Below are 23484 nucleotides of genomic sequence, written 5' to 3' on the forward strand. Positions count from 1 at the left end.
GGAGGACGAACAGCACGGATCTCAGCAGCAATTTGGCCAACACGTTGACGGTCAGCACCCTTGATCACGATTTCAGTCGCGGTCGGTGTGGCCACCGTGATGCCCGCAGGCATGTCGATGTTGACGGGATGGGAGTAACCCACGGCCAGGTTCAGTTTGGCACCAGCGGCTGCCGCTTTGTAACCCACGCCGACCAGGTTCAGCTTCTTCTCGAAGCCCTTGGTCACGCCTGTCACCATGTTGTTCACCAGCTGACGCATGGTGCCGCTCATGGCATTGGCTTCGCGTGAATCATTGGCGGGGGCAAAACTCAGCTTGCCGCCTTCGTTGTTCACTGTGACCAGCATGTTGGCAGAGATGGCCAATTGACCACCCGTACCTTTCACACTGATTTGTGTTGCATTGATGGACACATCCACACCAGCGGGGATGGTCACAGGCATTTTTCCTACTCGGGACATTCAGTCTCTCCTGCCTTTAAGCGACGTAGCACAGCACTTCGCCGCCGACACCGGCTGCGCGCGCTTTGCGGTCGGTCATCACACCTTTGGGCGTGGTGACGATGGCGACGCCCAGGCCGTTTTGGACCTGAGGAATTGCATCGCTGCCTTTGTACACGCGCAGGCCAGGACGGCTCACACGCTCAATGCGCTCGATCACAGGGCGACCGGCGTAGTACTTCAGGGCGATTTCGAGGGTGGCTTTGCCGCCTTCGGTTTTGATTTGGAAGCCGTCAATGTAGCCTTCATCTTTCAGCACTTGGGCAATGGCCACCTTCACTTTGGAAGAAGGAACCAACACCATGGCTTTGGAAACCATTTGTGCGTTGCGGATGCGGGTCAACAGATCGGCAATAGGATCACTCATGCTCATGTTGTATCTCTCCTGCCGATTACCAGCTGGCCTTGGTCACGCCCGGAATGTTGCCTTGGAAGGCAAGTTCACGGATCTTGGCGCGGCCCAGACCAAATTGACGGAATGTGCCACGTGGGCGACCGGTGATTTCGCAACGGTTGCGCTGGCGCGTGGGGTTGGCGTTGCGTGGGAGCTTTTGCAGACCCAGACGGGCAACTGCACGCTCTTCATCGCTGCGCTTGGCATCATTGGCGATGGCTTTCAGTTCCGCGTATTTTTTCGCGTACTTGGCCGCCAGTTTTTCACGCTTGAGCTCACGCTCGATCAAAGCTACTTTAGCCACGTGACACCTCAGTTCTTGAAGGGGAAGCGGAAAGCCGTCAAAAGTGCTTTGCACTCTTCGTCGGACTTGGCCGTTGTGGTGATGCTGATGTTGAGACCGCGCAAGGCATCGACCTTGTCGTACTCAATCTCAGGGAAAATGATCTGCTCTTTGACGCCGATGTTGTAGTTGCCACGACCATCGAAGGCGCGGCCAGAAATACCACGGAAGTCACGAACGCGAGGCAGAGCCACGGTCACGAAACGGTCCAGGAATTCATACATCTGAACGCCGCGCAGAGTGACCATGCAGCCAATAGGCTGTTGTTCACGGATCTTGAAGCCGGCGATCGCTTTCTTGGCCTTGGTCACCACAGGCTTCTGGCCTGCGATTTTGGTCAAGTCGCTCACGGCGTGGTCCATGACTTTTTTGTCAGCCACCGCCTCAGAAACACCCATGTTCAAGGTGATCTTGGTGATGCGAGGAACCTGCATGGGCGACTTGTAGCCAAACTTGGCTGTCAGGTCAGCAGCGATTTTCTCGCGGAAGAGTTGTTGCAAACGTGCCATGCTCATGCCACCTTGATTTCTTCGCCGCTGGACTTGTAAACGCGAACGCGTTTGCCGTCAGCTTGCAGCTTGATGCCCACACGATCAGCCTTGCCAGTTGCGGCGTTGAAAATCGCCACATTGGATTGGTGAATCGGCATGGCCTTTTCGATGATGCCGCCAGTTGTGCCCTTCATGGGGTTTGGCTTGGCGTGCTTTTTGACGAGGTTCACACCTTCAATCACGAGGTGCGAATCGCTGGCGCGCAGTGACACGGTGCCACGCTTGCCTTTGTCACGACCTGTGATGACGATGATTTCGTCGCCTTTGCGAATCTTGTTCATGGCGCGTCCTTACAGTACTTCAGGAGCCAAGGACACGATCTTCATGAACTTCTCGGTACGCAGTTCACGCGTCACGGGGCCGAAGATGCGGGTGCCGATAGGCTCCAACTTTGCGTTCAGCAACACTGCAGCGTTGCCATCAAACTTAACGAGCGAGCCATCGCCACGGCGGATGCCCTTGGCTGTACGAACCACCACTGCACTGTAAACCTCGCCTTTTTTGACGCGGCCACGTGGAGCGGCTTCTTTGATGCTCACCTTGATGATGTCGCCAACACTTGCATAGCGACGCTTGGACCCGCCGAGCACCTTGATGCACAGCACGGACTTGGCGCCGGTGTTGTCGGCCACATCCAACCGAGTTTCTGTCTGGATCATTTCTTTATTCCCAACTTGTATCCCTCACTCAGCAGCCAAAGCCACCAAACAGGAATCAGTCTTGGACCCGTCATCCACACCGCAAACCACTCGCAGCACTTCAGATTGGGCAGATACTTACGCTTTTTGCAAAGCGAAGCCCACGATTCTGTCAGAAAAAAATCGGGGCGTCAACAACTTTCACAAAGAATTTTGGATTGAACCTCATTTAAGTGACTCATTGCGCCTGGAAGGAGCCCTACTTTATTGAATTGAGCGCCATGAATCACTCAAACCGCCCATTTTTTGGCGCGGTTCACCGCCTGACGCCATCGCGCCTGACGCTCACTGCGCTGCGAGGCCGTCCATTGCGGTTCAAACCGCCGCTCTTCTTGCCACTGCGCAGAAATTTCGTCGGCACCCGACCAAAAACCAGTGGCCAGTCCTGCCAAATAAGCAGCGCCCAAAGCCGTGGTTTCACTGACCTGGCTGCGCACCACCGACACACCCAGCACATCGGCCTGTATTTGCATCAACAAATTGTTCCTGCAGGCGCCACCATCCACCCGCAACTCCTGCAGCAGCAAATCGCTGTCGGCACTCATGGCTTGAAAAACATCGGCAGTCTGCAAGGCAATGGCCTCCAGCGCTGCGCGAGCAATGTGGGCACGGGTGGTGCCCCGCGTCATGCCCAGCAAGGTGCCGCGCGCCTGGCCATCCCAATCAGGGGCACCCAAACCTGCAAAAGCGGGCACCAGGAAGACATCCCCCGTGTCCGCCACACTGGCCGCCAAGGCCTCGACCTCGGGCGCACTTTGGATCAGTTGCAAGCCATCGCGCAACCACTGCACCGTTGCGCCCGCCATGAACACCGATCCTTCCAGCGCATACGCTCTGGCATGTTCAGACGAAGCGGGCCCCTGCCAAGCCACCGTGCTGAGCAAGCGATGCCGGCTGACCACGGGCTTGCTGCCCGTGTTCATCAGCATGAAGCAGCCGGTGCCATAGGTGTTCTTGGCCATACCGGGCGCAAAACAAGCTTGGCCAAACAATGCGGCCTGCTGATCGCCCGCCCACCCCGCAATCGACACACTCACGCCCAGCAAAGCGGCCTCGGTTTCTGCCACCACGCCGCACGAGGGCAACACTTGAGGCAAGACCTCTTTCGGGATGCGGAGCATGGCCAGCAGCTCTGGATCCCAGGCGCCTTGTTTCAAATTGAACAACAAGGTCCGCGAAGCATTGCTGGGGTCCGTGGCATGGACGCGCCCCCCCGTGAGCTTCCAGACCAACCAGCTGTCCACAGTGCCAAACGCCAGCTCACCGCGCTCAGCCCTTGCCCGGGCGCCCGGCACATGGTCCAGCAGCCAGGCCAGCTTGGTGCCGGAAAAATACGCATCCAGCACCAAACCCGTCTTGCGGGCGATTTTGTCGGCCAGCCCGGCTGCACGCAGAGCTTCGCAATGCGCCACAGTCCTGCGGTCTTGCCAAACGATGGCTGGTGCGACTGGCTCGCCTGTCTGGCGGTCCCAGAGCACCGTGGTTTCGCGCTGGTTGGTCAGGCCAATCGCACGCAACTGCTTGGCCGAGATGCCCGCCCAAAGCAAGGCTTCTTGCATCACGGCCAGCTGGGTTTGCCAGATCTCATGGGCATCGTGCTCCACCCAGCCGGGCTGCGGGAAATGCTGCGCAAACTCGCGCTGTGCGATCGCCACGGGCTGGCCAGCCCGGTCAAACACCACCGCACGTGAGCTGGTGGTTCCTTGGTCAATTGAAAGGATGTAGTCCATGCCTGCAAGGCTAACGCAAACGCCTTGGCACAAACAGCGACAATTCCCGCATTGCGTTTTCCAAGCAGACACCCTAGGGACACACCGACATGAGCACACCTTCACAACACATCGCATTCATCGGCGGCGGCAACATGGCCAGCGCCATCATCGGCGGCCTGATCCGCCAGGGCATGAAGCCAGCGCAAATCACCGTGGTGGAGCCCTTTGCAGAGACCGCCGCCAAACTGCTCAAGGACTTTGGCATCAGCGCACTGCCCTCGGCCAGCCCGGCACTGGCGCAGGCCGACCTGGTGGTCTGGGCGGTCAAACCGCAGATGTTCAGCGAAGCCGCAGCACCCGTCATGCCCCACACCGGCAAAGCCTTGCACCTGTCGGTGGCCGCTGGCATCCGCACCGACAGCATCAGCCGCTGGGTGGGCACCGAGCGCGTGGTGCGCTGCATGCCCAACACGCCAGCGCTGGTCGGCCAGGGCATCACCGGCCTCTTTCCCTGCCCCAGCGTCACAGCCGCTGACAAAGCACTGGTCGAGCAGGTGATTGGCACCACCGGGCAATACCTCTGGGTCGCGCAGGAGTCGCAACTGGACGCCGTGACCGCTCTCTCGGGCTCGGGCCCGGCTTACGTGTTTTATTTCCTCGAAGCCATGACCGAAGCCGGTGTGGGCATGGGCCTGTCGGCCGAACAGGCCTACCAACTGGCGGTGGCCACGTTCTCGGGGGCCTCCTCTTTGGCGGCGGCATCGACCGAATCGCCCGAAGTGCTGCGCCAGCGCGTCACCTCCAAAGGCGGCACCACCTATGCGGCCCTGACTGCCATGGAGGCGGCTGGCATCAAACCCGCCTTTGTGAAAGCCATGCAAGCGGCCGAGCTGCGCGCCCGCGAGCTGGGCGACGAGTTCGGCAAAGCCTGATCAAAGATCGCGGAGAACCACGCCCACAAACACGCTGAAGCCCAGCCAGTGGTTCAGCCGAAAGGCCTGGAAACAGCCCTCGCGGCTGCGCTGGCGGATCAAGAGGTAGTGCCACACCACCTGAGCTGCTGACACGGCCCAAGCCAGCCAGAAGCCCACGCCTTGCTGCGGGGCATTGAGCAGCCATGCCCAGATCAACAGGTAAGCCACATAAAAACCCATGATGGCGGGCACATCCTGGTCGCCCAAGGTGATGGCCGAGGTTTTCATGCCGATCTTCAAATCATCGTCCCGGTCCACCATGGCGTATTCGGTGTCATAGGCCAGCACCCAAAACAGGTTGCCCAACAACAAAGCCCAGGCCAGCAGCGGCACCTGGCCCTGCACCGCGGCGAAAGCCATCGGGATGCCAAAACTGAACGCCACGCCCAGCACCGCCTGCGGCATCGATACGTAGCGCTTGGCATAGGGATACAGCAAGGTCACCGCCAAAGCGGCAAATGACCACTGGATGGTGGCAGCATTCGTCGTCAGGACCAGGCCAAACGCACCCAGCGCCAGCACAGCGCCCACCAGCAAAGCTTCCTTGGTGCCAATGCGCCCGCTCGTCACCGGGCGGTTGGCCGTGCGCTTGACGTGCTTGTCGAAGTCACGGTCGGCCACATCGTTGATGCAACACCCTGCACTGCGCATGAGGATGGTGCCCAGGGTGAAGACCGCGATCAGGTGCCAACCCGGAAAGCCGTCCGCAGCCACCCACAAAGCCGCCAGCGAAGGCCAGAGCAACAACAACCAGCCTGCGGGCCGGTTCCATCGGATCAAATCGAGGTACAGCTTGAGTTTGTCGGTCATGGGGGAAATTATCTGCGTGAATGCCTTCAGACAGAGACTCACGCCTGGACGCAGCACCCATCTGAAACTCGGCAGACTCACACCACCAAAGACGCTTCCTGCATCTGCTCGATCTGCTCTTGCAGCATCTGCACCTGGCCGCGCCAGTAATCGGGCGTGCCAAACCATGGGAAGTTGACCGGAAAGATCGGGTCTTCCCAACGGCGGGCCAGCCAGGCGCTGTAATGGATCAGGCGCAAAGTGCGCAGCGGCTCGATCAGCTGCAGCTCTGACCGGTCCAAGTCGCGCACCTGTTCGTAGCCCTCGACCAGCGCTGACAACTGTGCGGTGCGTTGACGGCGGTCACCCGACAAAAGCATCCACAGGTCTTGCACCGCTGGGCCCATGCGGGCATCGTCCAGGTCCACAAAGTGCGGGCCACCACCGGGCAAATCGGTCGGCGTCCACAAGATGTTGCCGGGATGGCAGTCGCCATGCAGGCGCAACAGTCGGCGGTGTGCCGCACCTTGCGCCATCTTGTCCTGGATGATGTCCACGGCCTGTGCCAGTGCGGTCTGCCATTCACGCTCGACTTCCAGCGGGATCATCTGGTGGGTTTGCAGCCACTCGGCCGGCTCCAGCGCAAAGGTCTGCACATCCAACGTGGGACGATGCACAAAAGGTCGCGCAGCGCCCACGGTATGGATACGCGCCAGAAAGCGGCCAATCCACTCCAGCACTTCAAAGTCGTCCAGCTCGGGTGTGCGGCCGCCGCGCAAGGGGCTGACCGAAAAGTCGAACCCGGCGCTGTGGTGCAAGGTCTGGCCACCGATGGTCAGGGGCGCGACCATCGGCACTTCACCCGCCACCAGCTCGGCGGCAAAATCATGCTCTTCCTGAATCTGTTCACGGCTCCATCGCCCTGGGCGGTAGAACTTGAGCACCACCGCCTGGTGGCCTTGCTCGGGCTCGTCCAGGTGCACGCGGTACACGCGGTTTTCGTAAGAGCTGAGTGCCAGCAAACGCCCGTCGGGCCACATGCCCAAATCGGTCAAGGCGTCCATCACCCGGTCGGGAGTCAGTTCGGCATAGGGGTGCGGTGCGGCGTTGGTGTCGATCATGCGTCGATTGTGGCGCAGTGGCAGACGACGCTCTCAGGCGGGGTGCCATCCTGACCTGCGTCATGAAATCACCCGATCAAATGGGGGAAAATTCATGCATGCGCCAAAACCCACGCCGACTTCACCGCATCATCCAGCAAGGCCTGATTTACTCACTGCTCTTGGCCGTGGCCATTTTGGGGCTGGGGGGTGTGGGCTTTTGGATGATTGACCCCCACATCCACACCCTGTCTGACGGTCTGTGGCTGGCTTTCACCACAGCAGCCACGGTGGGTTTTGGCGATGTGGTGCCCTCCACCCATGCATCGCGGGCTTTCTCGGTGATTGTGGTGCTCTTGGGGCTGGCGGTGCTGTCGCTGGTCACCGCCTCCCTGTCGGCCATCTTTGTCGAAAAAGAAGTTGAAGCCGAAGAGCGGCAAATTGAAAAAGACCTGATGCACGAAATCCGTCACCTGCGCCACGAGGTGGCGGATCTGCGACGCGACATTCAAGCGCTGTCGTCAAGCGACCCGACCAGCACTCACTGACCGGTAAAACGGGCCGGTCTTTTCTCGACAAACGAACGCACGCCTTCTGCGGCGTCCTCGCTGTTGGACAGCGTTCTTTGCACCGGAATGAAATCGTGCATCGCCACCAGCGGGCCGTGCTCCACCGCCTTGAGCACGTTCTGCCGCGTGGCCACCACCGCCAGCGGCGCTTGCGCGGCGATCTGCCCGGCAATGCGCATGGCCTCAGGCAAAAGGTCCGCCGCTGGCACCACCTTTTGCACAAAGTTCAGGCGCAGGGCTTCGGCGCTGTCAAACACATCGGCCGTGAGCAAGTGCAAGAGCGCGTTGCCCATGCCCGCCCGCTCGGCCATGCGCAGCGTGGCGCCGCCGGTGGCCATGATGCCGCGCTGCACCTCCAGTTGTGAAAACCGGCAGTCATCCGCCGCCACCACAATGTCGGCGGCCAGCATCAGCTCGATGCCCAAGGTGTAAGTGATGCCCTGCACCGCCGCGATCATGGGTTTGGTGCGTCGGCGGTAGCCTTCCATGCCCAGGTTGAGCGGGTCCACCAGGCCCAGCGGCACCGCCTTTTCGCCGCGCTGCATGAGCGGCGCGATGGTGGGCAAGTCCAGCCCGGCCGTGAAATGGTCGCCTGCGGCGCACAGCACGCCCACGCGCAAGGCAGGATCGTCGTCGAGCCGGGTGTAGGCCTCGCCCAGCTCACGGTACATCTTGGGCGTGAAGCCGTTGCGCTTGGCAGGGCGGTTGATGCTGATCTGAAGGACTGCACCGTGTACGGTGCAGTCGATCTGGCCTTCGGGGTGGGATGTGGTGCTCATGGGCGCATGTTAGGCCCAGAGCCAATGCCCGAGATACACCGAAGTGACATATCTTTGTAGGAGCCCCGCCCTCGGGGCGATGGCTCGTGGTCTGCGAGCGCCCCATCGCGGCGGGGGCGCCGCTCCCACAACCAGGCAGTTCAGTATTTGTAAACGCCCTGTCCGGTCTTGCGGCCCAGACGACCGGCCGCCACCATTTCTTTGAGCAGTGGGCAAGGACGGTATTTGCTGTCGCCGAACTCCTTGAGGTAGACCTCCATCACGGCCAGGCACACGTCCAGGCCGATCATGTCAGCCAGCGCCAGCGGGCCGATTGGCTGGTTGCAACCGAGCTTCATGCCCGCGTCGATGTCTTCGGGCGTGGCCAGGCCTTCGGACAGCACAAACAGCGCTTCGTTGATCATGGGCACCAGGATGCGGTTGACCACAAAGCCGGGCGCGTTTTTCACGGTGATCGGGGTCTTGCCGAGCGCCGTGGCCAAGGCGTGCACCGCGTCGTGCGTGGCATCGCTGGTTTGCAGGCCACGGATGATTTCCACCAGCGCCATCATGGGCACGGGGTTGAAAAAATGCATGCCGATGAAGCGGTCGGCGCGCTGCGTGGCGGCGGCCAACTGGGTGATCGAGATCGACGAGGTGTTGGACGCAATGATCACGTCGGCAGGCAGCATGCCGTCGAGCTGCTTCAAGATCTTGACCTTGAGGTCCTGGTTTTCGGTGGCGGCTTCAATCACCAACTGGGTGGCCTTGAGGTCTTCATAAGAAGTGCTGCCCTTGATCAGCGCCAAAGCCTTTGCCTTGTCGGCTTCGCTGATTTTTTCTTTCTTGACCAAACGGTCCAGGCTGCCCGAGACGGTGGCAATGCCTTTGGCCACGGCCGCTTCCGAAATATCAACCATCACCACCGGGATGCCCGACACCGCGCACGCCTGTGCGATGCCATTGCCCATGGTGCCTGCGCCAATGATGCCTACGGTCTGGATGCTCATGCTCAATCCTTGAAAGTGTGTGATGGAAATAAAAGAACGATCTTAGCGGGTGGATGGGGGCGAATTGCTGACACATGCCCCCACAGTGGAGGATGAGGTTTCAGCTTCTGAACCGCTTGCGCGTCAGCGCCAAAGCAATCCAGAACGACACCCCCGCAAACAGCGCCAGCACCAGCACATGGCGCAGTGGCTGGTCTGGCCAGCGGTCCATGAACAGCGGGCGCACCAAATCCACCGCCACCGACAGCGGCAGCCAGTCGGCTATCACGCGCACGAACGCGGGCAGTTGATCACGCGGGAAGAAGATGCCCGAGAGGAACATCATGGGCGTGAGGAACAGGGTGAAGTAGTAGGTGAAGAAGTCGTAGCCCTTTGCCAGCGCGTTGAAGATGAGCGCCATGCAGCTGAAGGTGATGCCCACACCCAGCAGCACGGGCCAGGCCACCAGCAGCTTCCAGCTGTGGCTGATGCCTAGGGCGAGCATCACGCCCAAAATGGCCGTCACGGTGAACAACGCTTTGAAGGCGGCCCAGAGCATTTCGGCCAGCACCACGTCGTCCAGCCGCACCGGGGCGTTCATGATGCCGTCCCAGGTTTTTTGCACATGCATGCGCGAAAACGCAGAATACAGCGCTTCAAAGGTGGCCGCGTTCATGGCGCTCATGCAGATGCTGCCGCTGGCCAGGTACAGGATGTAAGGCACCTTCTCGCCGCCGAGTTCGATCTGCCCAACCAGCGAGCCGAGCCCGTAGCCAAAGGCCACCAGCCACATGAGTGGCTCGGCGATGTTGCCCACCAGGCTGGGGATGGCCAGCTTTTTCCAAACCAGCCAGTTGCGCTGGAACACGGGCCACCAGCGCATGGACAGGCGGGGCACGGCCCAGATGTTGTTTTGAATTTGGCTCATGTTCAACCTTCCTCGCGGATCTGGCGTCCGGTCAATTTCAGGAACAGGTCTTCCAGGTTGGAAGGTCGGTGCAGCGTGCGCAGGGCAGGCCAGGCTTGCAAGGCCGCCATGAGAGCGCGGCTGTCGTGGGTGTAGAAGAAAACGGTTTCGCCGCTGACCTCGACACGCCCAGCCAGCGCCTTGAGGCTGCCCTCTTGCGCCAGCGCTACAGCACCTTGACCAAACACCTCGACCACTTCGGGCTCCAGGTGCTGGGCGATCAGGTCACGCGGCGTGCCTTCAGCGATCTTACGGCCTTGGTCCAGCACCAGCAGGCGCGAGCACAGGCGCTCGGCTTCGTCCATGAAATGGGTGGTGAGCAAGATGGACTTGCCCTCTTGCAGCAGCACCTGCAGCCGCTCCCACATCAGGTGGCGCGCCTGTGGGTCCAGCCCCGTGGTGGGCTCGTCCAGCATCAAGAGTTGCGGGTGGTTGATGAGGGCGCGGGACAAGCTCAGGCGCCGCTTCATGCCACCCGACAACTCACCGGGCTTTGATTTGGCTTTGTGGCTGAGGGCGCCAAACTCCAGCAGTTGCGGAATGCGCTCGCGAATGACCGCGTCGGGCAGACCGAAGTAGCGGCCAAAGACCAAGAGGTTTTCTTCGGCGGTGAAGTCCGGGTCCAGCGTGTCCATCTGCGCCACTACGCCCAAGCGGGCCTTGATGCTCAGCGCGTCACGCGGCATTTGAAGGCCGTCAAAGTAGGCGATGCTGCCACTGTCCGGCTCGGACAAACCCAGGCACATGCGCAGCGTGGTGGTTTTGCCCGCGCCGTTGGGGCCGATCACACCCAAGCATTCGCCGGGCTCAATGTGGAAAGACAGGTCATTGACCACCGTAGCGTCGCCGTAGCGTTTGACCAGGTGTTCGACCGAAAGCAATGGGGTTTTCATGGCTGGATTGTGCCTGTGCCAGCAACGTCGGGCTGCCCGATAAAATCGGTGCCTTCTTCTGAACCGCCTCAGCGGCCACCACATGTCCCCTTCCATTTCTGACCGTCTGGCGGTTTTGCCGCAGTACCTGATTCCCAAACAAGCCCTGACCGCCTTTGCGGGTTGGGTGGCGGGCAGCCAGTGGGGCGGTGTGACCACCGGCATCATCGACCGCTTTGTGCGTCGCTACAACGTCAATATGGCTGAAGCGGCCAACCCGGACACGGCCAGCTACAAGAGCTTCAACGAGTTTTTCACCCGCCCGCTCAAGGCCAGCGCACGGCCACTGGCCGATGCGGCTTATGTGAGCCCGGTGGACGGGGCCATCAGCCAGTGCGGCCCAATTGCGGGCGATCAGGTGTTTCAGGCCAAGGGCCACAGCTACAGCACACGCGCTTTGGTGGGCGGCGACGCGGCGCTGGCGGCGCAGTTTCAGGACGGTGAATTTGCCACGCTCTACCTGAGCCCGCGCGACTACCACCGCATCCACATGCCTTGCGCGGGACGCCTGACGCGCATGATTTACGTGCCGGGGGATCTGTTTTCGGTCAACCCGACCACGGCACGCGGTGTGCCCGGCCTGTTTGCGCGCAACGAGCGGGTGGTCTGCGTGTTTGAAGGCGAGCACGGCCCCTTTGTGATGGTACTGGTGGGCGCGACGATTGTGGGCAGCATGGCCACCGTGTGGCACGGCGTGGTCAACCCACCGCGCCCCGGCCAAGTGCGCGAATGGGCCTACGAGATGGGCAACATCAGCTTGGCACAGGGCGAAGAGATGGGCCGCTTTTTGCTCGGCTCGACCGTGGTGATGCTGTTCCCCCAAGGCGTGATTCAATTCAACGCCGACTGGACACCCACGCGGCCCATTTGCATGGGCGAGGCGATGGGAGCGTTGAAACAATTGGGATCTGACCCCAATTGATTCACGTCACCCCGCACGCGATGCGGGGTCCATGCAGCTCAAGCCCATGGATGCCGGACCCAGTCTGGCATGGCACAGATCAGATCTCGATCTTCGAGCCCAGCTCGACCACCGCGTTGGTGGGCAGGTTCAGGAACTCGGCCGCTGCACTGGCGTTGTGGTGCATCTGGGCAAAGAGCTTTTCGCGCCAGGTGGCCATGCCGCCGCCAATCGTCGGGATCACGATATCGCGTGACAGGAAGTAGCTGGTCATCATCGGATCGAGTTTGTAGCCATCGTCTTCAATGGTGGCCAGTGCCGATGGCAAGTCGGGGTTGTCCTTGAAGCCGTAGTTGACGATGACCTGCCAGCAATCATGCCCCAAGGGCGTGACATCCAGACGCTGGCTCGCGGCCACGCGCGGCAGCTCGTGGCTGCGCACGGTGACAAACAGATTGCGCTCGTGCAAAACCTTGTTGTGCTTGAGGTTGTGCAACAAGGCATTGGGCACGGCCCCTGTCTCGGCCGTCAGGAACACGGCCGTGCCCTCCACCCGCGTGGGCGCAGAGATGAAAACCGCCTCCAGAAAATCCGTCAACTGCAGGGCATCTGTACGCAAGGACTCGTTGAGCAGGCGTCGGCCATCGTGCCAGGTCAGCATGAGGGTGAACACGGCTGCGCCGATCATGAGCGGGAACCAGCCGCCGTCAAACAGCTTGAGCAGGTTGGAGGCCCAGAACGCCAGATCGACCACAAAGAAGAAACCGGTGGCCCCAATGCACAGCGCCAGCGGCAGCTTCCAGGCGTAACGGATCACAAAGAAGGTGAGCACCGTGGTGATCAGCATGTCGGTGCACACCGCAATGCCATAAGCGGCGGCCAAGTTGCTCGACGACTTGAACATGACCACCGCCATCACGATGGCCACAAACAAACCCCAGTTCACAAATGGCATGTAGATCTGCCCAGTGTCGGTCTCGCTGGTGTGCAGCACTTGCAGGCGCGGCAGGTAGCCCAGCTGGATCACCTGTTTGGTCACGCTGAAGGCCCCGGAGATCAGCGCCTGCGAAGCGATCACGGTGGCCATGGTGGCCAGGCCCACCAAAGGCAGCAAGGCCCAGTCGGGCGCCATCATGAAAAACGGATTTTTGACCGCTTCGGGCTCAGACAACAAGAGCGCGCCTTGGCCAAAATAGTTCAGCACCAAGCAAGGCATGACCACGCTGAACCAAGCCAGACGAATGGGCTTTTTGCCAAAGTGCCCCATGTCCGCATACAGCGCTTCACCGCCTGTGACGCACAACACGACCGCGCCCAAAATGATGAAGGTGGTGCCCGGCTCGTTCCACATGAAGCTCAAGGCGTAATGCGGACTGATGGCCAACAAGATCTCTGGGCGCTGAACGATGTGCGACACCCCCAGCACAGCGATGGCGGCAAACCAGACCAAGGTGATCGGGCCAAAGAACTTGCCAATGCCCGCCGTGCCGCGCTTTTGCACCCAAAACAAGCCAAACAAAATCACCAGGGTGAGCGGAATGACCGATTTTTTGAAGGTGGGCGAAATGACTTCAAGGCCCTCGACGGCCGACAGCACCGAAATCGCGGGGGTGATGACGCCGTCGCCATAAAAAAGACAGGTGCCAAAGATGCCAACCACCAGCAAAACTTTGCGCAGTTGGGGTTTGTCTTTGACCGATTGCGAAGCGAGCGCCAACATGGCCACCAAGCCACCTTCGCCATGGTTGTCGGCACGCAACACCAGGACCACGTACTTGACCGACACGATGGTGGTCAAGGTCCAGAAGAAGATGGAAAGGATGCCGTAAACGTTCTCGGGCGTGAAAGGCACATGGCCTGAGCCAAAGACCTCTTTCATGGCATACAGCACGCTGGTGCCGATGTCGCCGTAAACCACGCCAATGGCGCCCAAGGTCAGGGCGGCGAGTGAGGATTTTGTAGAAGACACAAAAAATGGCCTGACCATGGGTCAGGCTTTGAAACTTGAAGTTCGCTATTTTGCGCCCGTTCAAGCGGGCATGTCACCGACTTTGGCGACAATTTGTTGCAGTGCAGCAACTTCAGTCGTAGACCTCGGCCTCGGGGTCGGTCGCTTCCAGCTCGTAACTGGCCGCCAGCATGGCCAGGCGGCCAATCACACCGTACATGTAAAAACGATTGGGCACGCTGGCACCGGGTTTGATGCCTGGCTGGGGCAGGTGCGGTGTGTCAGCGAAGGCCAAAGGCACAAAGCTGGCACCCGGCGCGTTCAGGTTCTCGTCCACACCGCGCTCGGCGTGCACGCGGTAGAAACCACCCACCACATAACGGTCCATCATGTAGACCACGGGCTCGGCCACCGCATCGTTGATGCGCTCGTTGGTCAACACGCCTTCCTGGATGATCACGTCGTTGACGGTCTGACCGTCCTTGATGACGTTCATCTTGTTGCGGGTCTTGCGGTTCAGGGCGTCCAGATCGGACACGTCGCGCACCGTCATGATGCCCATGCCGTAAGTGCCGTTGTCGGCCTTGACGACCACAAACGGCTTTTCGTTGATGCCGTATTCCTTGTACTTGCGCTTGATCTTGGTCAGCAGCGCATCCACATTGCTGCGCAGGCACTCCATGCCCGTGCCTTCGGCAAAGTTCACATCGCCGCACTGGCTGAACATGGGGTTGATCAGCCAGGGGTCGATGCCCAGCAGCTTGCCAAAGCGCTTGGCGACTTCTTCGTAGCTCTGGAAATGCTTGGTCTTGCGGCGCACGCTCCAGCCGGCGTGCAGGGGCGGCAGCAAAAACTGCTCATGCAGTTCTTCCAGGATGCCCGGGGCACCGGCCGACAGGTCGTTGTTGAGCAAGATGGTGCAGGGGTCGAAATCTTTCAGGCCCAGGCGGTGCTTGCTGCGCACCACCGGCTCCAGGGTCACGCTCTCGCCATTGGGCAGCTCGATGGTGGTCGGCTCCTTGATGTCGGGGTTGATCGAGCCAATGCGCACATTCAGACCTGCCATGTGAAAAATGCGCTGCAGCTGCAGCACGTTCGTCAAATAGAAGGTGTTGCGCGTGTGGTTCTCAGGAATGATCAGCAGGTTCTTGGCCTCGGGGCAGATCTTCTCGATGGCCGCCTGCGCCGCCTGCACCGCCAAAGGCAGCATCTCGGGCGTCAGGTTGTTCCAGCCACCGGGGTAGAGGTTGGTGTCGACCGGGGCCAACTTGAAGCCCGCGTTGCGGATGTCCACCGAGGTGTAGAACGGTGGCGTGTGCTCCATCCATTCCAGGCGGAACCAGCGTTCAATGGCGGGCATCGAGTCCAAGATGCGCTGTTCCAGCTCATTGATGGGGCCATTGAGGGCGGTGACGAGATGGGGAACCATGGGTGGGCCTTCGGTGAACGGAAAACTGAGAAATGATATGGGGCCGGTCGGTGCCAATACAAGCACCTACCGGACATGGCCGCACAAACTGCGTGCGCTCAGGTACGGACTTCGCCTTCGCCCAACACCACGTACTTGAGCGAGGTCAGGCCTTCGATGCCCACCGGGCCACGCGCGTGGAACTTGTCGGTCGAGATGCCGATCTCGGCACCGAGTCCGTACTCAAAACCGTCTGCAAAGCGGGTGCTGGCGTTGACCATGACGCTGGACGAGTCCACCTCGCGCAAAAAGCGCTGGGCGTGCATGTGGTCACGCGTCAGGATGGCTTCGGTGTGGTGGCTGCTGTAGTGGTTGATGTGGGCAATCGCCTCATCCAGCCCATCCACCACTTTGACGCTGATGATGGGCGCGAGGTATTCCTCGGACCAGTCCTGCTCGGTGGCGTCTTGCAGCTGGGCCCCGCTGACCTGGCTCAAAATGGTCTTGGACTTGGGGCAGCAGCGCATTTCCACACCCTTGGCCGCATAAATGGCGCCAATCTTGGGCAAGAACTCGGCCGCCACGCCCTTGGCCACCAGCAGACTCTCGCTGGCATTGCAGGGGCTGTACTTCTGCGTTTTGGCGTTGTCGGCCACCCGGACCGCCATGTCGATGTCGCATGGCTCGTCCACATAGGTGTGGCAATTGCCGTCCAGGTGCTTGATGACCGGCACCTTGGCCTCGGCGCTGATGCGCTCGATCAGGCCTTTGCCACCGCGGGGGATGACCACGTCCACAAACTGCGGCATGGTGATCAGCTGGCCTACAGCGGCGCGGTCGGTGGTTTGCACCAATTGCACCGCATCGACCGGCAAACCGCTGTCGGCCAAGGCTTGCTGCACCAGCTTGGCCAAGGCCTTGTTGGAGTCGATCGCCTCGGAGCCACCGCGCAAGATGCAGGCATTGCCGCTTTTGATCGACAAGCTGGCCGCTTCAATGGTCACATTGGGGCGGCTCTCGAAAATCATGCCGAACACGCCAATGGGCACCCGCATCTGGCCCACGCGGATGCCGCTGGGTTGCTGCTTCATGCCCAAAATTTCGCCGATCACATCGGGCATGGCGGCCAATTGCTCGCAGCCTTGGGCACAGGTTTCCAGCACTTTGGGCGTGAGCTTGAGGCGGTCCACCATGGGCTCGGACAGGCCGGTGGCTTGGGCGCGGGCCAAATCCTTGGCATTGTCCAGTTGCAGGGCTTCGGTGTTTTCGCGCAGCAAAGCGGCCAATCGGCGCAGGGCCTGGTTCTTGACGGCGGCAGAGGCCTTGGCCATCAAGGCCGAGGCTTTTTTGGCCTGTTGCCCGAGGGTTTGGACGTGTTCAACGGTGTTCATGGGGCCCATTTTCGCAGATGCCAAGGGGATGGCGCAGCGCTGGAATCAACGCACCATGCACATGCGCGAAAACCGCATGGCCAGGCGACCCAAGGCTTGCCAGGGGTCGGTCGGCCAATCGGGCACCTTCAGGCCTTTGACGATGCCGTCCACTTGGTGGGCCGATTGCAGCAAGCCGTTCAGGCGGGCTTCGGACAAACGGGGCAACACGCGCTCAAACAAACGCTCACGCGGGCCCCAGACACGCTGCTCCCGCAGGGCCATGGGCAAGGGCTTGCCTGCAGCCATGGCGTCTTTGACGCGCTTGAGGGCCCGGATGTCTTCGGCCAGGGTGTAGTGCACCAGCACAGCGGCTTCGCCCTCGGCCTGCAGGCCGTCCAGCATGCGCTGCACACGCGAGACCTGCCCGGACAAGACCGACTCGGACAGCTTGAACACGTCGTAACGCGCGACATTGAGCACCGCCGCTTCGACCTGGTCCTGGCTGAGTTCGCCCGCGGGGTGGAGCAAACCGAGTTTCTGGATCTCTTGGTGCGCTGCCAGCAGGTTGCCTTCCACGCGGTCGGCAAAAAACTGCAAAGTGCGCTGCCCTTCTTCGCCTGCGGCCACGCTTTGGCCCTGACGCTGCAAGCGCTGGGCGATCCACTGCGGCAAAGCGTTGCGGTCCACCGGATCGATCTGGAGGGTCACGCCCGCGCCTTCCAGCGCACCAAACCAGGCCCCTTTGCGGGTGGCCGCGTCCAGTCGGGGCAACAAGAACAAGGTCAGCGTGCTGTCGTTGCCCTGCGCCGATTCGGCCAATTGCTGGATGGCCGGGCTGCCCTCTTTGCCGGGCTTGCCCGAGGGGATGCGCACTTCCACAATTTGTTTGTCGGCAAACAAGCTCATGGAGCCGCCTGCGGCCAGCACTTCGCTCCAGTCAAAGTGTGCACCCGCCACGGTGTGCACCGTGCGTTCGGTGTAGCCCTGCGCACGGGCCGCCGCACGGATGGCATCGGCGGCCTCCTGGATGAGCAGGGCTTCGTCACCGTGCAAGGTGTAGAGACTGCGCAAGCCTTTTTGCAGGTGCGCAGCAAGCTGAGGTAAGGCCAGTTGCATTGCTCAGGCGTCAGGGTTTGGCCGGCGCTGCAGGCATGATTTTTCGGGGCTTGACAAGTGACAAGCGGCGCATGATCTGCTGCACGATGTCTGTTTGCATGTCACGGTACATCATGCCCATCTCGATTTCCTTGGACAAGGCCGCCGTTTCCGTGAAACTCAAGTCGCGCTGTTGGTAGAGCTCCACCGGCTCAATCCACTCCTCGCCTTGCGGCGTGCGCAGCCGGAAGCTCACACGCAAGCGCAACTGCATTTCGCGCACCTGACCGGAGGCATTCATGCCCACCACCACCTGCTGGCGCACTTCGCTCAGGATGTCGAGGATGGCATCGGTGTCCGGCATTTTCTTGGGGTCGGTCACCAAGTCGATGCGCCCCGAACCCAGCAAGTTGCGGCGCAGCTCCACGCCCAGGGGAGAGCTTTCCGAGAAGTTGCCGTACAGGGTCTTGAACGGGAAATCCTGCGTCTGGCGCAGCGCAAAGCCACAAGCCGTCAGGGCCACCGCCGGAGCAATGGCCAAAGCAGTCAAGATGCGGCGGCGCGAAGCGTTCATGCGGACTCTCAGACGACGATGTTGACCAGGCGGCCAGGCACCACGATGACCTTCTTGGGCGCAGCGCCAGCGGCCTGCTTGACAAAGGCCTCGTTGGCCAAGGCAGCGGCCTCAATCTGCGCTTTGTCGGCCGACGCAGGCACCAGGATGGACCCGCGCAGCTTGCCGTTGATTTGCAGCATCAGCTCGATCTGGTCGCGCTCCAAAGCCGACTCGTCCACGGTGGGCCAAGGCGCATCGAGCAACTCGCCTGCAGCTTGGGCAAAACCCAGTTGCTGCCAAACTTCGTCGGTGATGTGCGGGCAGGCGGGGTAAAGCATGCGCATCAAGAGGGAGACGCCTTCGCACAGGGCGGCGGTATCGCCTGCACTGCCATCGGGCTTGAAATCTTCCAACGCGTTGAGCAGCTTCATGCAGCCGGACACCACGGTGTTGTACTGCATGCGCTCGTAGTCGTAACCGACTTGCTTGAGCACCAGGTGCATCTCGCGGCGCAAGGCTTTGGCCGCATCGCCCAAGGCGGCTTGGCTCAGGTCTTGGCTTGTGGCCGAACGCAGCAATTCGTTGTGCTTGAAAGCGAAGTTCCAAACGCGGCGCAAAAAGCGGTAGCTGCCTTCCACGGCAGAGTCGTTCCACTCCAGCGTCACCTCAGGCGGTGCGGTGAACATGGTGTACAGGCGCGCCGTGTCGGCACCGTAGCGCTCGATCAGGTCTTGCGGGTCCACGCCGTTGTTCTTGGACTTGGACATGGTGCCCACGCCCTCGTAGTCGATGGCGGTGCCCACGGGCAAGCGGCCATCGCCGCTGTCGGCTTCGTTCTTGAGCTTGGCGCCGATCACCTTGCCGGTCTCGTCGAGCACATGCTCCACGTCGTGCGGCCAGAAGTAGTCCTTGCCGCCCTTGGCGGTGCGGCGCGAATAGATGTGGTTGAGCACCATGCCCTGCGTGAGCAGCTTGCTGAAGGGCTCATCGACCTTGACCAGGCCCAAGTCGCGCATGACCTTGGTCCAGAAGCGGGCGTAGAGCAAATGCAGGATGGCGTGCTCGATGCCGCCGATGTATTGGTCCATGCCGCTGCCGCCAGTGGCGTTGTTCTGGTCCCGCATCCAATAGTCCGCACCCTCTGCCACCATCTTCTCGGTGTTGGTCGGGTCGCAATAGCGCATGAAGTACCAGGACGAATCCACAAAGGTGTCCATGGTGTCGGTCTCGCGGCGCGCGGGTTTGCCACACACCGGGCAAGTCACGCCCGCGTGGAAACCTTCGTGCTTGTGCAGCGGGTTGCCCGAACCGTCAGGGATGCAGTCTTGCGGCAACACCACAGGCAGGTCTTTTTCGGGCACGGGCACGGCGCCGTGTTCATCGCAATGGATGATCGGGATCGGTGTGCCCCAGTAGCGCTGGCGGCTCACGCCCCAGTCGCGCAGACGCCAGGTGGTTTTCTTCTCGCCCAGGCCTTTGGCAGCCAGCAGTTCGGCCACTTTGGTGACGGCGGCTTTGAAGCCCAAGCCATCGAGTTCGCCGGAGTTGACGCACACGCCATCTTTGGTGCCGTACCACTCTGACCAAGTTGTCACATCAAAAGAGGCCTTGGCGTTGCCTGCGACGGGCAACGATGTGGAGCCTGCGTCTGAGGCGCCCGGCGCAGGCGACGACAAAGCCGCCCCACGCTGAGCCACGACTTGCTTGATCGGCAAGGCGTATTTCAAAGCAAATGCAAAGTCGCGCTCGTCGTGCGCAGGCACGCCCATCACGGCGCCATCGCCGTAGCTCATGAGCACGTAATTGCCCACCCAGACCTCGACTTGCACGCCCGTCAAGGGATGCGTGACGAACAGGCCGGTAGCCATGCCCTTCTTTTCTTGCGTGGCCAACTCGGCTTCGGTCGTGCCGCCGCTCTTGCACTCTTCCAGGAAAGCGGCCAAGGCAGGATTGGAAGCCGCAGCGTGCAGCGCCAGCGGGTGCTCAGCAGCCACCGCGCAAAAAGTCACACCCATGATGGTGTCGGCACGGGTGGTGAAGACGTACATCTTGCCGTCGCCGATCAGAGCGCCGTCCGCACCTGCAATGCTGTGCGGGAAGGCGAAGCGCACGCCCTCAGACTTGCCGATCCAGTTTTCCTGCATCAGGCGCACTTTGTCAGGCCAGCCGTTGAGCGTGGCCTTGTCGTTGCCCAGCTGCACGTGGTCGAGCAACTCTTGCGCGTACTGCGTGATGTTCAGGTAATAGCCAGGGATCTCGCGCTTTTCGACCAATGCGCCGGTGCGCCAGCCGCGACCGTCAATCACCTGCTCGTTGGCCAGCACGGTCTGGTCCACCGGATCCCAGTTGACGATCTGGGTCTTGCGGTAGGCGATGCCTTTTTCCAGCATCTTGAGAAACAGCCATTGGTTCCACTTGTAATAAGTGGGGTCGCAGGTGGCGACTTCGCGCGACCAGTCGATGGCCAAGCCCATCGCCTGCATCTGCTTTTTCATGTAAGCGATGTTTTCGTAGGTCCACTTGGCCGGTGGCACACCGTTTTTGAGCGCGGCGTTTTCAGCGGGCAGACCGAAGGCGTCCCAGCCCATGGGCATGAGGACGTTGTAGCCCTTCATGCGCAGGCTGCGCGTGAGCATGTCGTTGATGGTGTAGTTGCGCACATGGCCCATGTGCAGCTTGCCGCTGGGGTAGGGCAGCATGGAGCAGGCGTAGAACTTCTTTTTGCTGGCGTCTTCGGTGACGCGGTAGGCATCGCGGGCCGTCCAGCGGGCCTGGGCTGCGGGTTCGACTTCGAGGTGGTTGTACTTGTCTTGCATAGGGGTCGATTGTAGAGGGCGCTGGGTCTGGGGATCGCTGGTTGGAGGTGCGTTGGGGCCCGCAGGGAGGCAGGCCCGGGCGCCTCAGACGCAGGCTCAACATCGTTGCCCGGGCCTGCCTCCCTTCGGGCTCATGCGCTCAAGGTATTCACGCCCAGCTTTGCACTTGGGCAGGAGATGGCTCAGCGCTTGGGGGTAGAGGGGGTCTGGGCGACGAAGCCGATGCGGGACAGGCCCGCTTTTTGGGCCAGGCCCATGGTTTCGACCACGCGGCCGTAGGGCACGGACTCGTCGGCACGCAGTTCCAGCTCGGTGTTGGGGTTGCGTTTCGCGGCTTCGGCCAAGCGCAGGCGCAAAGCTTCGGGCGTGATGGGCTTGTCGGCCAAGTAAACGGTGCCTTGGGCGTCCACCACCAAGGAGACCGCCTGGGGGGAGGCACCGGGCTCGCCGCCCTCAGACTGGGGCAGGTCCAAGCGGATGGCGCTGGTCATCAGGGGAGCGGTGAGGATGAAGATCACCAGCAAGACCAGCATCACGTCCACCATGGGCGTGACGTTGATCTCGCTCATGGGCGCATCGGCTTTGGAGGACGCCAGGCGACCGAAGGCCATGGTTCAGTCCTGCGGATCGGCCAGCAGGCCGCGCACATCGTGGGCAAAGCCTTCAAGTTCGGCTTCGATCCAGGCGATCCGGCGCCCCAGCAGGTTGTAGCCCAGCACGGCCGGAATGGCCACGGCCAGACCGGCGGCGGTCATGACCAAGGCTTCGCCCACGGGCCCTGCGACCTTGTCGATGGTCAGTTGCCCCGCCTCAGCCATGCCGGTCAGGGCATTGAAAATGCCCCAGACGGTGCCGAGCAATCCCACAAAGGGCGAGATCGAACCAGCCGTGGCCAGCAGCAATTGGCCCCATTGCAAACGGCGCACCACGCCCTGCAAGGCGTCGCGCAAAACACGGGTCAACTGGTTCTGGCGGTCACCGGCCGAGGCCAAGGTGCCGCCCACGGGCAACAAGGTCGCGTCCAGCAAGGGCGCAACGCAGGCATCTCGATCAAACTGGGCCACGCCTTGTCGGGCAGCGTCAAATCCAGGGGCCTGCCAGAATGCGGCCACACTGCGGCGCACGTCGCGCTGAACACGGGCCAACAAACGCCATTTCCAGACAATCACCACCCAGCTGCTGACCGACAAGGCCAACAGCAAGACCGCCAGCACACGGCTGACAAGATCGCTGTGGAGCAAAAAGTCACTCAAACTCATGGTGACCGCTCAGGCTCAGCGCAAATTCAACACATCGAACATGTCGAACAAGCCGCGCTGCTGGCCGGCCAGGTAGCGCACCGCACGCAGGCTGCCTTGCGCATAAGTCGAGCGGCTGGAGGACTTGTGGGTCACTTCGATGCGCTCACCAATGCCCGCAAACAGCACGGTGTGGTCGCCCACGATGTCGCCGCCGCGGATGGTCGAAAAACCGATGGTCGAGGGATCGCGTTCGCCGGTGTGCCCATAACGTTCGTACACGGCGCACTCTTTCAAATCGCGGCCAATGGCGTCGGCGATCACTTCGCCCATCTTGAGCGCGGTGCCCGAGGGCGCATCCACCTTGTGACGGTGATGGGCTTCGATGATTTCGATGTCGTACCCGGTGGACAGGGCTTGCGCCGCCATTTGCAGCAGCTTCAACGTCACATTCACGCCCACGCTCATGTTGGGCGCCATGACGATGGCGATGTCTTTGGCGATCTCGGCGATCTCGGCTTTTTGTTCTTCGGTGAACCCGGTCGTGCCGATCACGGCTTTGACGCCCAGCTCACGGCAAACCTTCAGATGGGCCAAAGTGCCTTCGGGACGGGTGAAGTCGATCAGGAAGCCCGAATCCTTCAAACCGGCTTTCACATCTGACTGCACCGCAACGCCGCTGGCCTGGCCCAAAAAGGCGGAGGCGTCCTGGCCCAGTGCGGGACTGGAGGCGATATCCAAAGCGCCGGACAAGCGGCAATCATCGGTAGCCAAAATGGCTTCAATCAGCATGTTTCCCATGCGGCCAGTGGCGCCGGCCACGGCAATGGGCAAAGTGTTCGAGGAGGTCATGGGATTTTCAGGGCTGGTGAA

25 protein-coding genes are annotated in these 23484 nt (G+C 61.2%); 3 read left to right on the plus strand and 22 right to left on the minus strand.

What is annotated here, in order from left to right; translation table 11 throughout:
- From rplF to glpK, 7 genes are all read right to left on the minus strand, one after another.
- The coding region (gene rplF / locus Q1W40_RS02500) for a 50S ribosomal protein L6 (protein ID WP_300708540.1) at positions 1–461 on the minus strand (461 nt) is incomplete at its 3' end.
- A gap of 16 nt (positions 462–477) precedes the next feature.
- A complete protein-coding gene (gene rpsH / locus Q1W40_RS02505) occupies positions 478–873 on the minus strand; it encodes a 30S ribosomal protein S8 (protein WP_108324090.1) in 396 nt (131 codons plus the stop codon).
- A 19-nt stretch (positions 874–892) separates the two neighbouring features.
- The gene (gene rpsN, locus Q1W40_RS02510; RefSeq protein ID WP_108324089.1) at positions 893–1198 is read right to left on the minus strand and encodes a 30S ribosomal protein S14; all 306 of its coding nucleotides are present in this window, start codon (positions 1196–1198) and stop codon (positions 893–895) included.
- 8 nt (positions 1199–1206) lie between these two features.
- Complete coding sequence (gene rplE, locus Q1W40_RS02515) at positions 1207–1746, minus strand: 50S ribosomal protein L5 (protein ID WP_300708546.1); 540 nt, start codon at positions 1744–1746, stop codon at positions 1207–1209.
- A gap of 2 nt (positions 1747–1748) precedes the next feature.
- Positions 1749–2069 carry a 50S ribosomal protein L24 gene (rplX, locus tag Q1W40_RS02520; RefSeq protein WP_108324088.1) on the minus strand — a complete coding sequence of 107 codons (321 nt, stop codon included), beginning with the start codon at positions 2067–2069 and terminating at the stop codon, positions 1749–1751.
- Between the two features lie 9 nt (positions 2070–2078).
- Positions 2079–2447 carry a 50S ribosomal protein L14 gene (rplN, locus tag Q1W40_RS02525; RefSeq protein ID WP_053172537.1) on the minus strand — a complete coding sequence of 123 codons (369 nt, stop codon included), beginning with the start codon at positions 2445–2447 and terminating at the stop codon, positions 2079–2081.
- A gap of 269 nt (positions 2448–2716) precedes the next feature.
- The gene (gene glpK / locus Q1W40_RS02530; RefSeq protein WP_300708551.1) at positions 2717–4216 is read right to left on the minus strand and encodes a glycerol kinase GlpK; all 1500 of its coding nucleotides are present in this window, start codon (positions 4214–4216) and stop codon (positions 2717–2719) included.
- Between the two features lie 89 nt (positions 4217–4305).
- Between glpK and proC the strand changes: the two genes are divergently transcribed.
- Positions 4306–5130 (plus strand): pyrroline-5-carboxylate reductase, encoded by an 825-nt coding sequence (gene proC / locus Q1W40_RS02535; protein WP_300708553.1) that lies wholly within the window; start codon positions 4306–4308, stop codon positions 5128–5130.
- On the opposite strand, the gene ubiA is transcribed toward proC, so the two are convergent.
- Positions 5131–5982, minus strand: a complete 852-nt coding sequence (gene ubiA, locus Q1W40_RS02540) for a 4-hydroxybenzoate octaprenyltransferase (RefSeq protein WP_300708555.1) — start codon at positions 5980–5982, stop codon at positions 5131–5133.
- A gap of 77 nt (positions 5983–6059) precedes the next feature.
- The gene (locus tag Q1W40_RS02545) at positions 6060–7082 is read right to left on the minus strand and encodes a serine/threonine protein kinase (RefSeq protein ID WP_300708557.1); all 1023 of its coding nucleotides are present in this window, start codon (positions 7080–7082) and stop codon (positions 6060–6062) included.
- 98 nt (positions 7083–7180) lie between these two features.
- Here Q1W40_RS02545 and Q1W40_RS02550 point away from each other — a divergent pair, with 98 nt between their 5' ends.
- On the plus strand, positions 7181–7609 hold the full coding sequence (locus Q1W40_RS02550) for a potassium channel family protein (protein ID WP_300708559.1): 429 nt from the start codon (positions 7181–7183) through the stop codon (positions 7607–7609).
- Here the strand turns inward: Q1W40_RS02550 and Q1W40_RS02555 are convergent.
- The 4 genes from Q1W40_RS02555 to Q1W40_RS02570 all read right to left on the minus strand — a co-directional run bounded on the left by Q1W40_RS02555 (position 7603) and on the right by Q1W40_RS02570 (position 11237).
- The gene (locus tag Q1W40_RS02555) at positions 7603–8409 is read right to left on the minus strand and encodes a crotonase/enoyl-CoA hydratase family protein (RefSeq protein WP_300708561.1); all 807 of its coding nucleotides are present in this window, start codon (positions 8407–8409) and stop codon (positions 7603–7605) included. The two genes, Q1W40_RS02550 and Q1W40_RS02555, sit on opposite strands and share 7 nt — an antisense overlap.
- A 140-nt stretch (positions 8410–8549) precedes the next feature.
- Entirely contained in the window at positions 8550–9398 is an 849-nt protein-coding gene (locus tag Q1W40_RS02560) for a 3-hydroxybutyryl-CoA dehydrogenase (protein ID WP_300708563.1), read from the minus strand.
- 100 nt (positions 9399–9498) lie between these two features.
- Positions 9499–10305, minus strand: a complete 807-nt coding sequence (locus tag Q1W40_RS02565) for an ABC transporter permease (RefSeq protein WP_300708565.1) — start codon at positions 10303–10305, stop codon at positions 9499–9501.
- A gap of 2 nt (positions 10306–10307) precedes the next feature.
- The gene (locus tag Q1W40_RS02570) at positions 10308–11237 is read right to left on the minus strand and encodes an ATP-binding cassette domain-containing protein (RefSeq protein ID WP_300708567.1); all 930 of its coding nucleotides are present in this window, start codon (positions 11235–11237) and stop codon (positions 10308–10310) included.
- 94 nt (positions 11238–11331) lie between these two features.
- Between Q1W40_RS02570 and asd the strand changes: the two genes are divergently transcribed.
- On the plus strand, positions 11332–12198 hold the full coding sequence (gene asd / locus Q1W40_RS02575; protein ID WP_300708669.1) for an archaetidylserine decarboxylase: 867 nt from the start codon (positions 11332–11334) through the stop codon (positions 12196–12198).
- Between the two features lie 79 nt (positions 12199–12277).
- On the opposite strand, the gene Q1W40_RS02580 is transcribed toward asd, so the two are convergent.
- The 9 genes from Q1W40_RS02580 to dapB form a co-directional block, all read right to left on the minus strand.
- Positions 12278–14146 (minus strand): potassium transporter Kup, encoded by a 1869-nt coding sequence (locus Q1W40_RS02580; protein ID WP_300708672.1) that lies wholly within the window; start codon positions 14144–14146, stop codon positions 12278–12280.
- Between the two features lie 112 nt (positions 14147–14258).
- Entirely contained in the window at positions 14259–15554 is a 1296-nt protein-coding gene (gene gshA, locus Q1W40_RS02585; protein WP_300708570.1) for a glutamate--cysteine ligase, read from the minus strand.
- 98 nt (positions 15555–15652) lie between these two features.
- The gene (locus Q1W40_RS02590) at positions 15653–16933 is read right to left on the minus strand and encodes a glutamate-5-semialdehyde dehydrogenase (RefSeq protein WP_300708674.1); all 1281 of its coding nucleotides are present in this window, start codon (positions 16931–16933) and stop codon (positions 15653–15655) included.
- Positions 16934–16969: 36 nt separating this feature from the next.
- Positions 16970–18022: a DNA polymerase III subunit delta gene (holA, locus tag Q1W40_RS02595; RefSeq protein WP_300708572.1), complete on the minus strand. Its 1053-nt coding sequence runs from the start codon at positions 18020–18022 to the stop codon at positions 16970–16972.
- Positions 18023–18032: 10 nt separating this feature from the next.
- The gene (gene lptE / locus Q1W40_RS02600; protein WP_108324067.1) at positions 18033–18575 is read right to left on the minus strand and encodes an LPS assembly lipoprotein LptE; all 543 of its coding nucleotides are present in this window, start codon (positions 18573–18575) and stop codon (positions 18033–18035) included.
- 8 nt (positions 18576–18583) lie between these two features.
- Positions 18584–21373, minus strand: a complete 2790-nt coding sequence (leuS, locus tag Q1W40_RS02605; protein ID WP_300708576.1) for a leucine--tRNA ligase — start codon at positions 21371–21373, stop codon at positions 18584–18586.
- A gap of 182 nt (positions 21374–21555) precedes the next feature.
- Positions 21556–21984, minus strand: a complete 429-nt coding sequence (locus tag Q1W40_RS02610; protein WP_300708578.1) for a biopolymer transporter ExbD — start codon at positions 21982–21984, stop codon at positions 21556–21558.
- A 3-nt stretch (positions 21985–21987) separates the two neighbouring features.
- Positions 21988–22632: a MotA/TolQ/ExbB proton channel family protein gene (locus tag Q1W40_RS02615; protein WP_300708580.1), complete on the minus strand. Its 645-nt coding sequence runs from the start codon at positions 22630–22632 to the stop codon at positions 21988–21990.
- A gap of 15 nt (positions 22633–22647) precedes the next feature.
- Entirely contained in the window at positions 22648–23463 is an 816-nt protein-coding gene (gene dapB / locus Q1W40_RS02620; protein WP_300708582.1) for a 4-hydroxy-tetrahydrodipicolinate reductase, read from the minus strand.
- Positions 23464–23484 lie beyond the last annotated feature (21 nt).

The organism is Limnohabitans sp., assembly GCF_030158565.1.
Lineage (GTDB): Bacteria > Pseudomonadota > Gammaproteobacteria > Burkholderiales > Burkholderiaceae_C > Limnohabitans_A.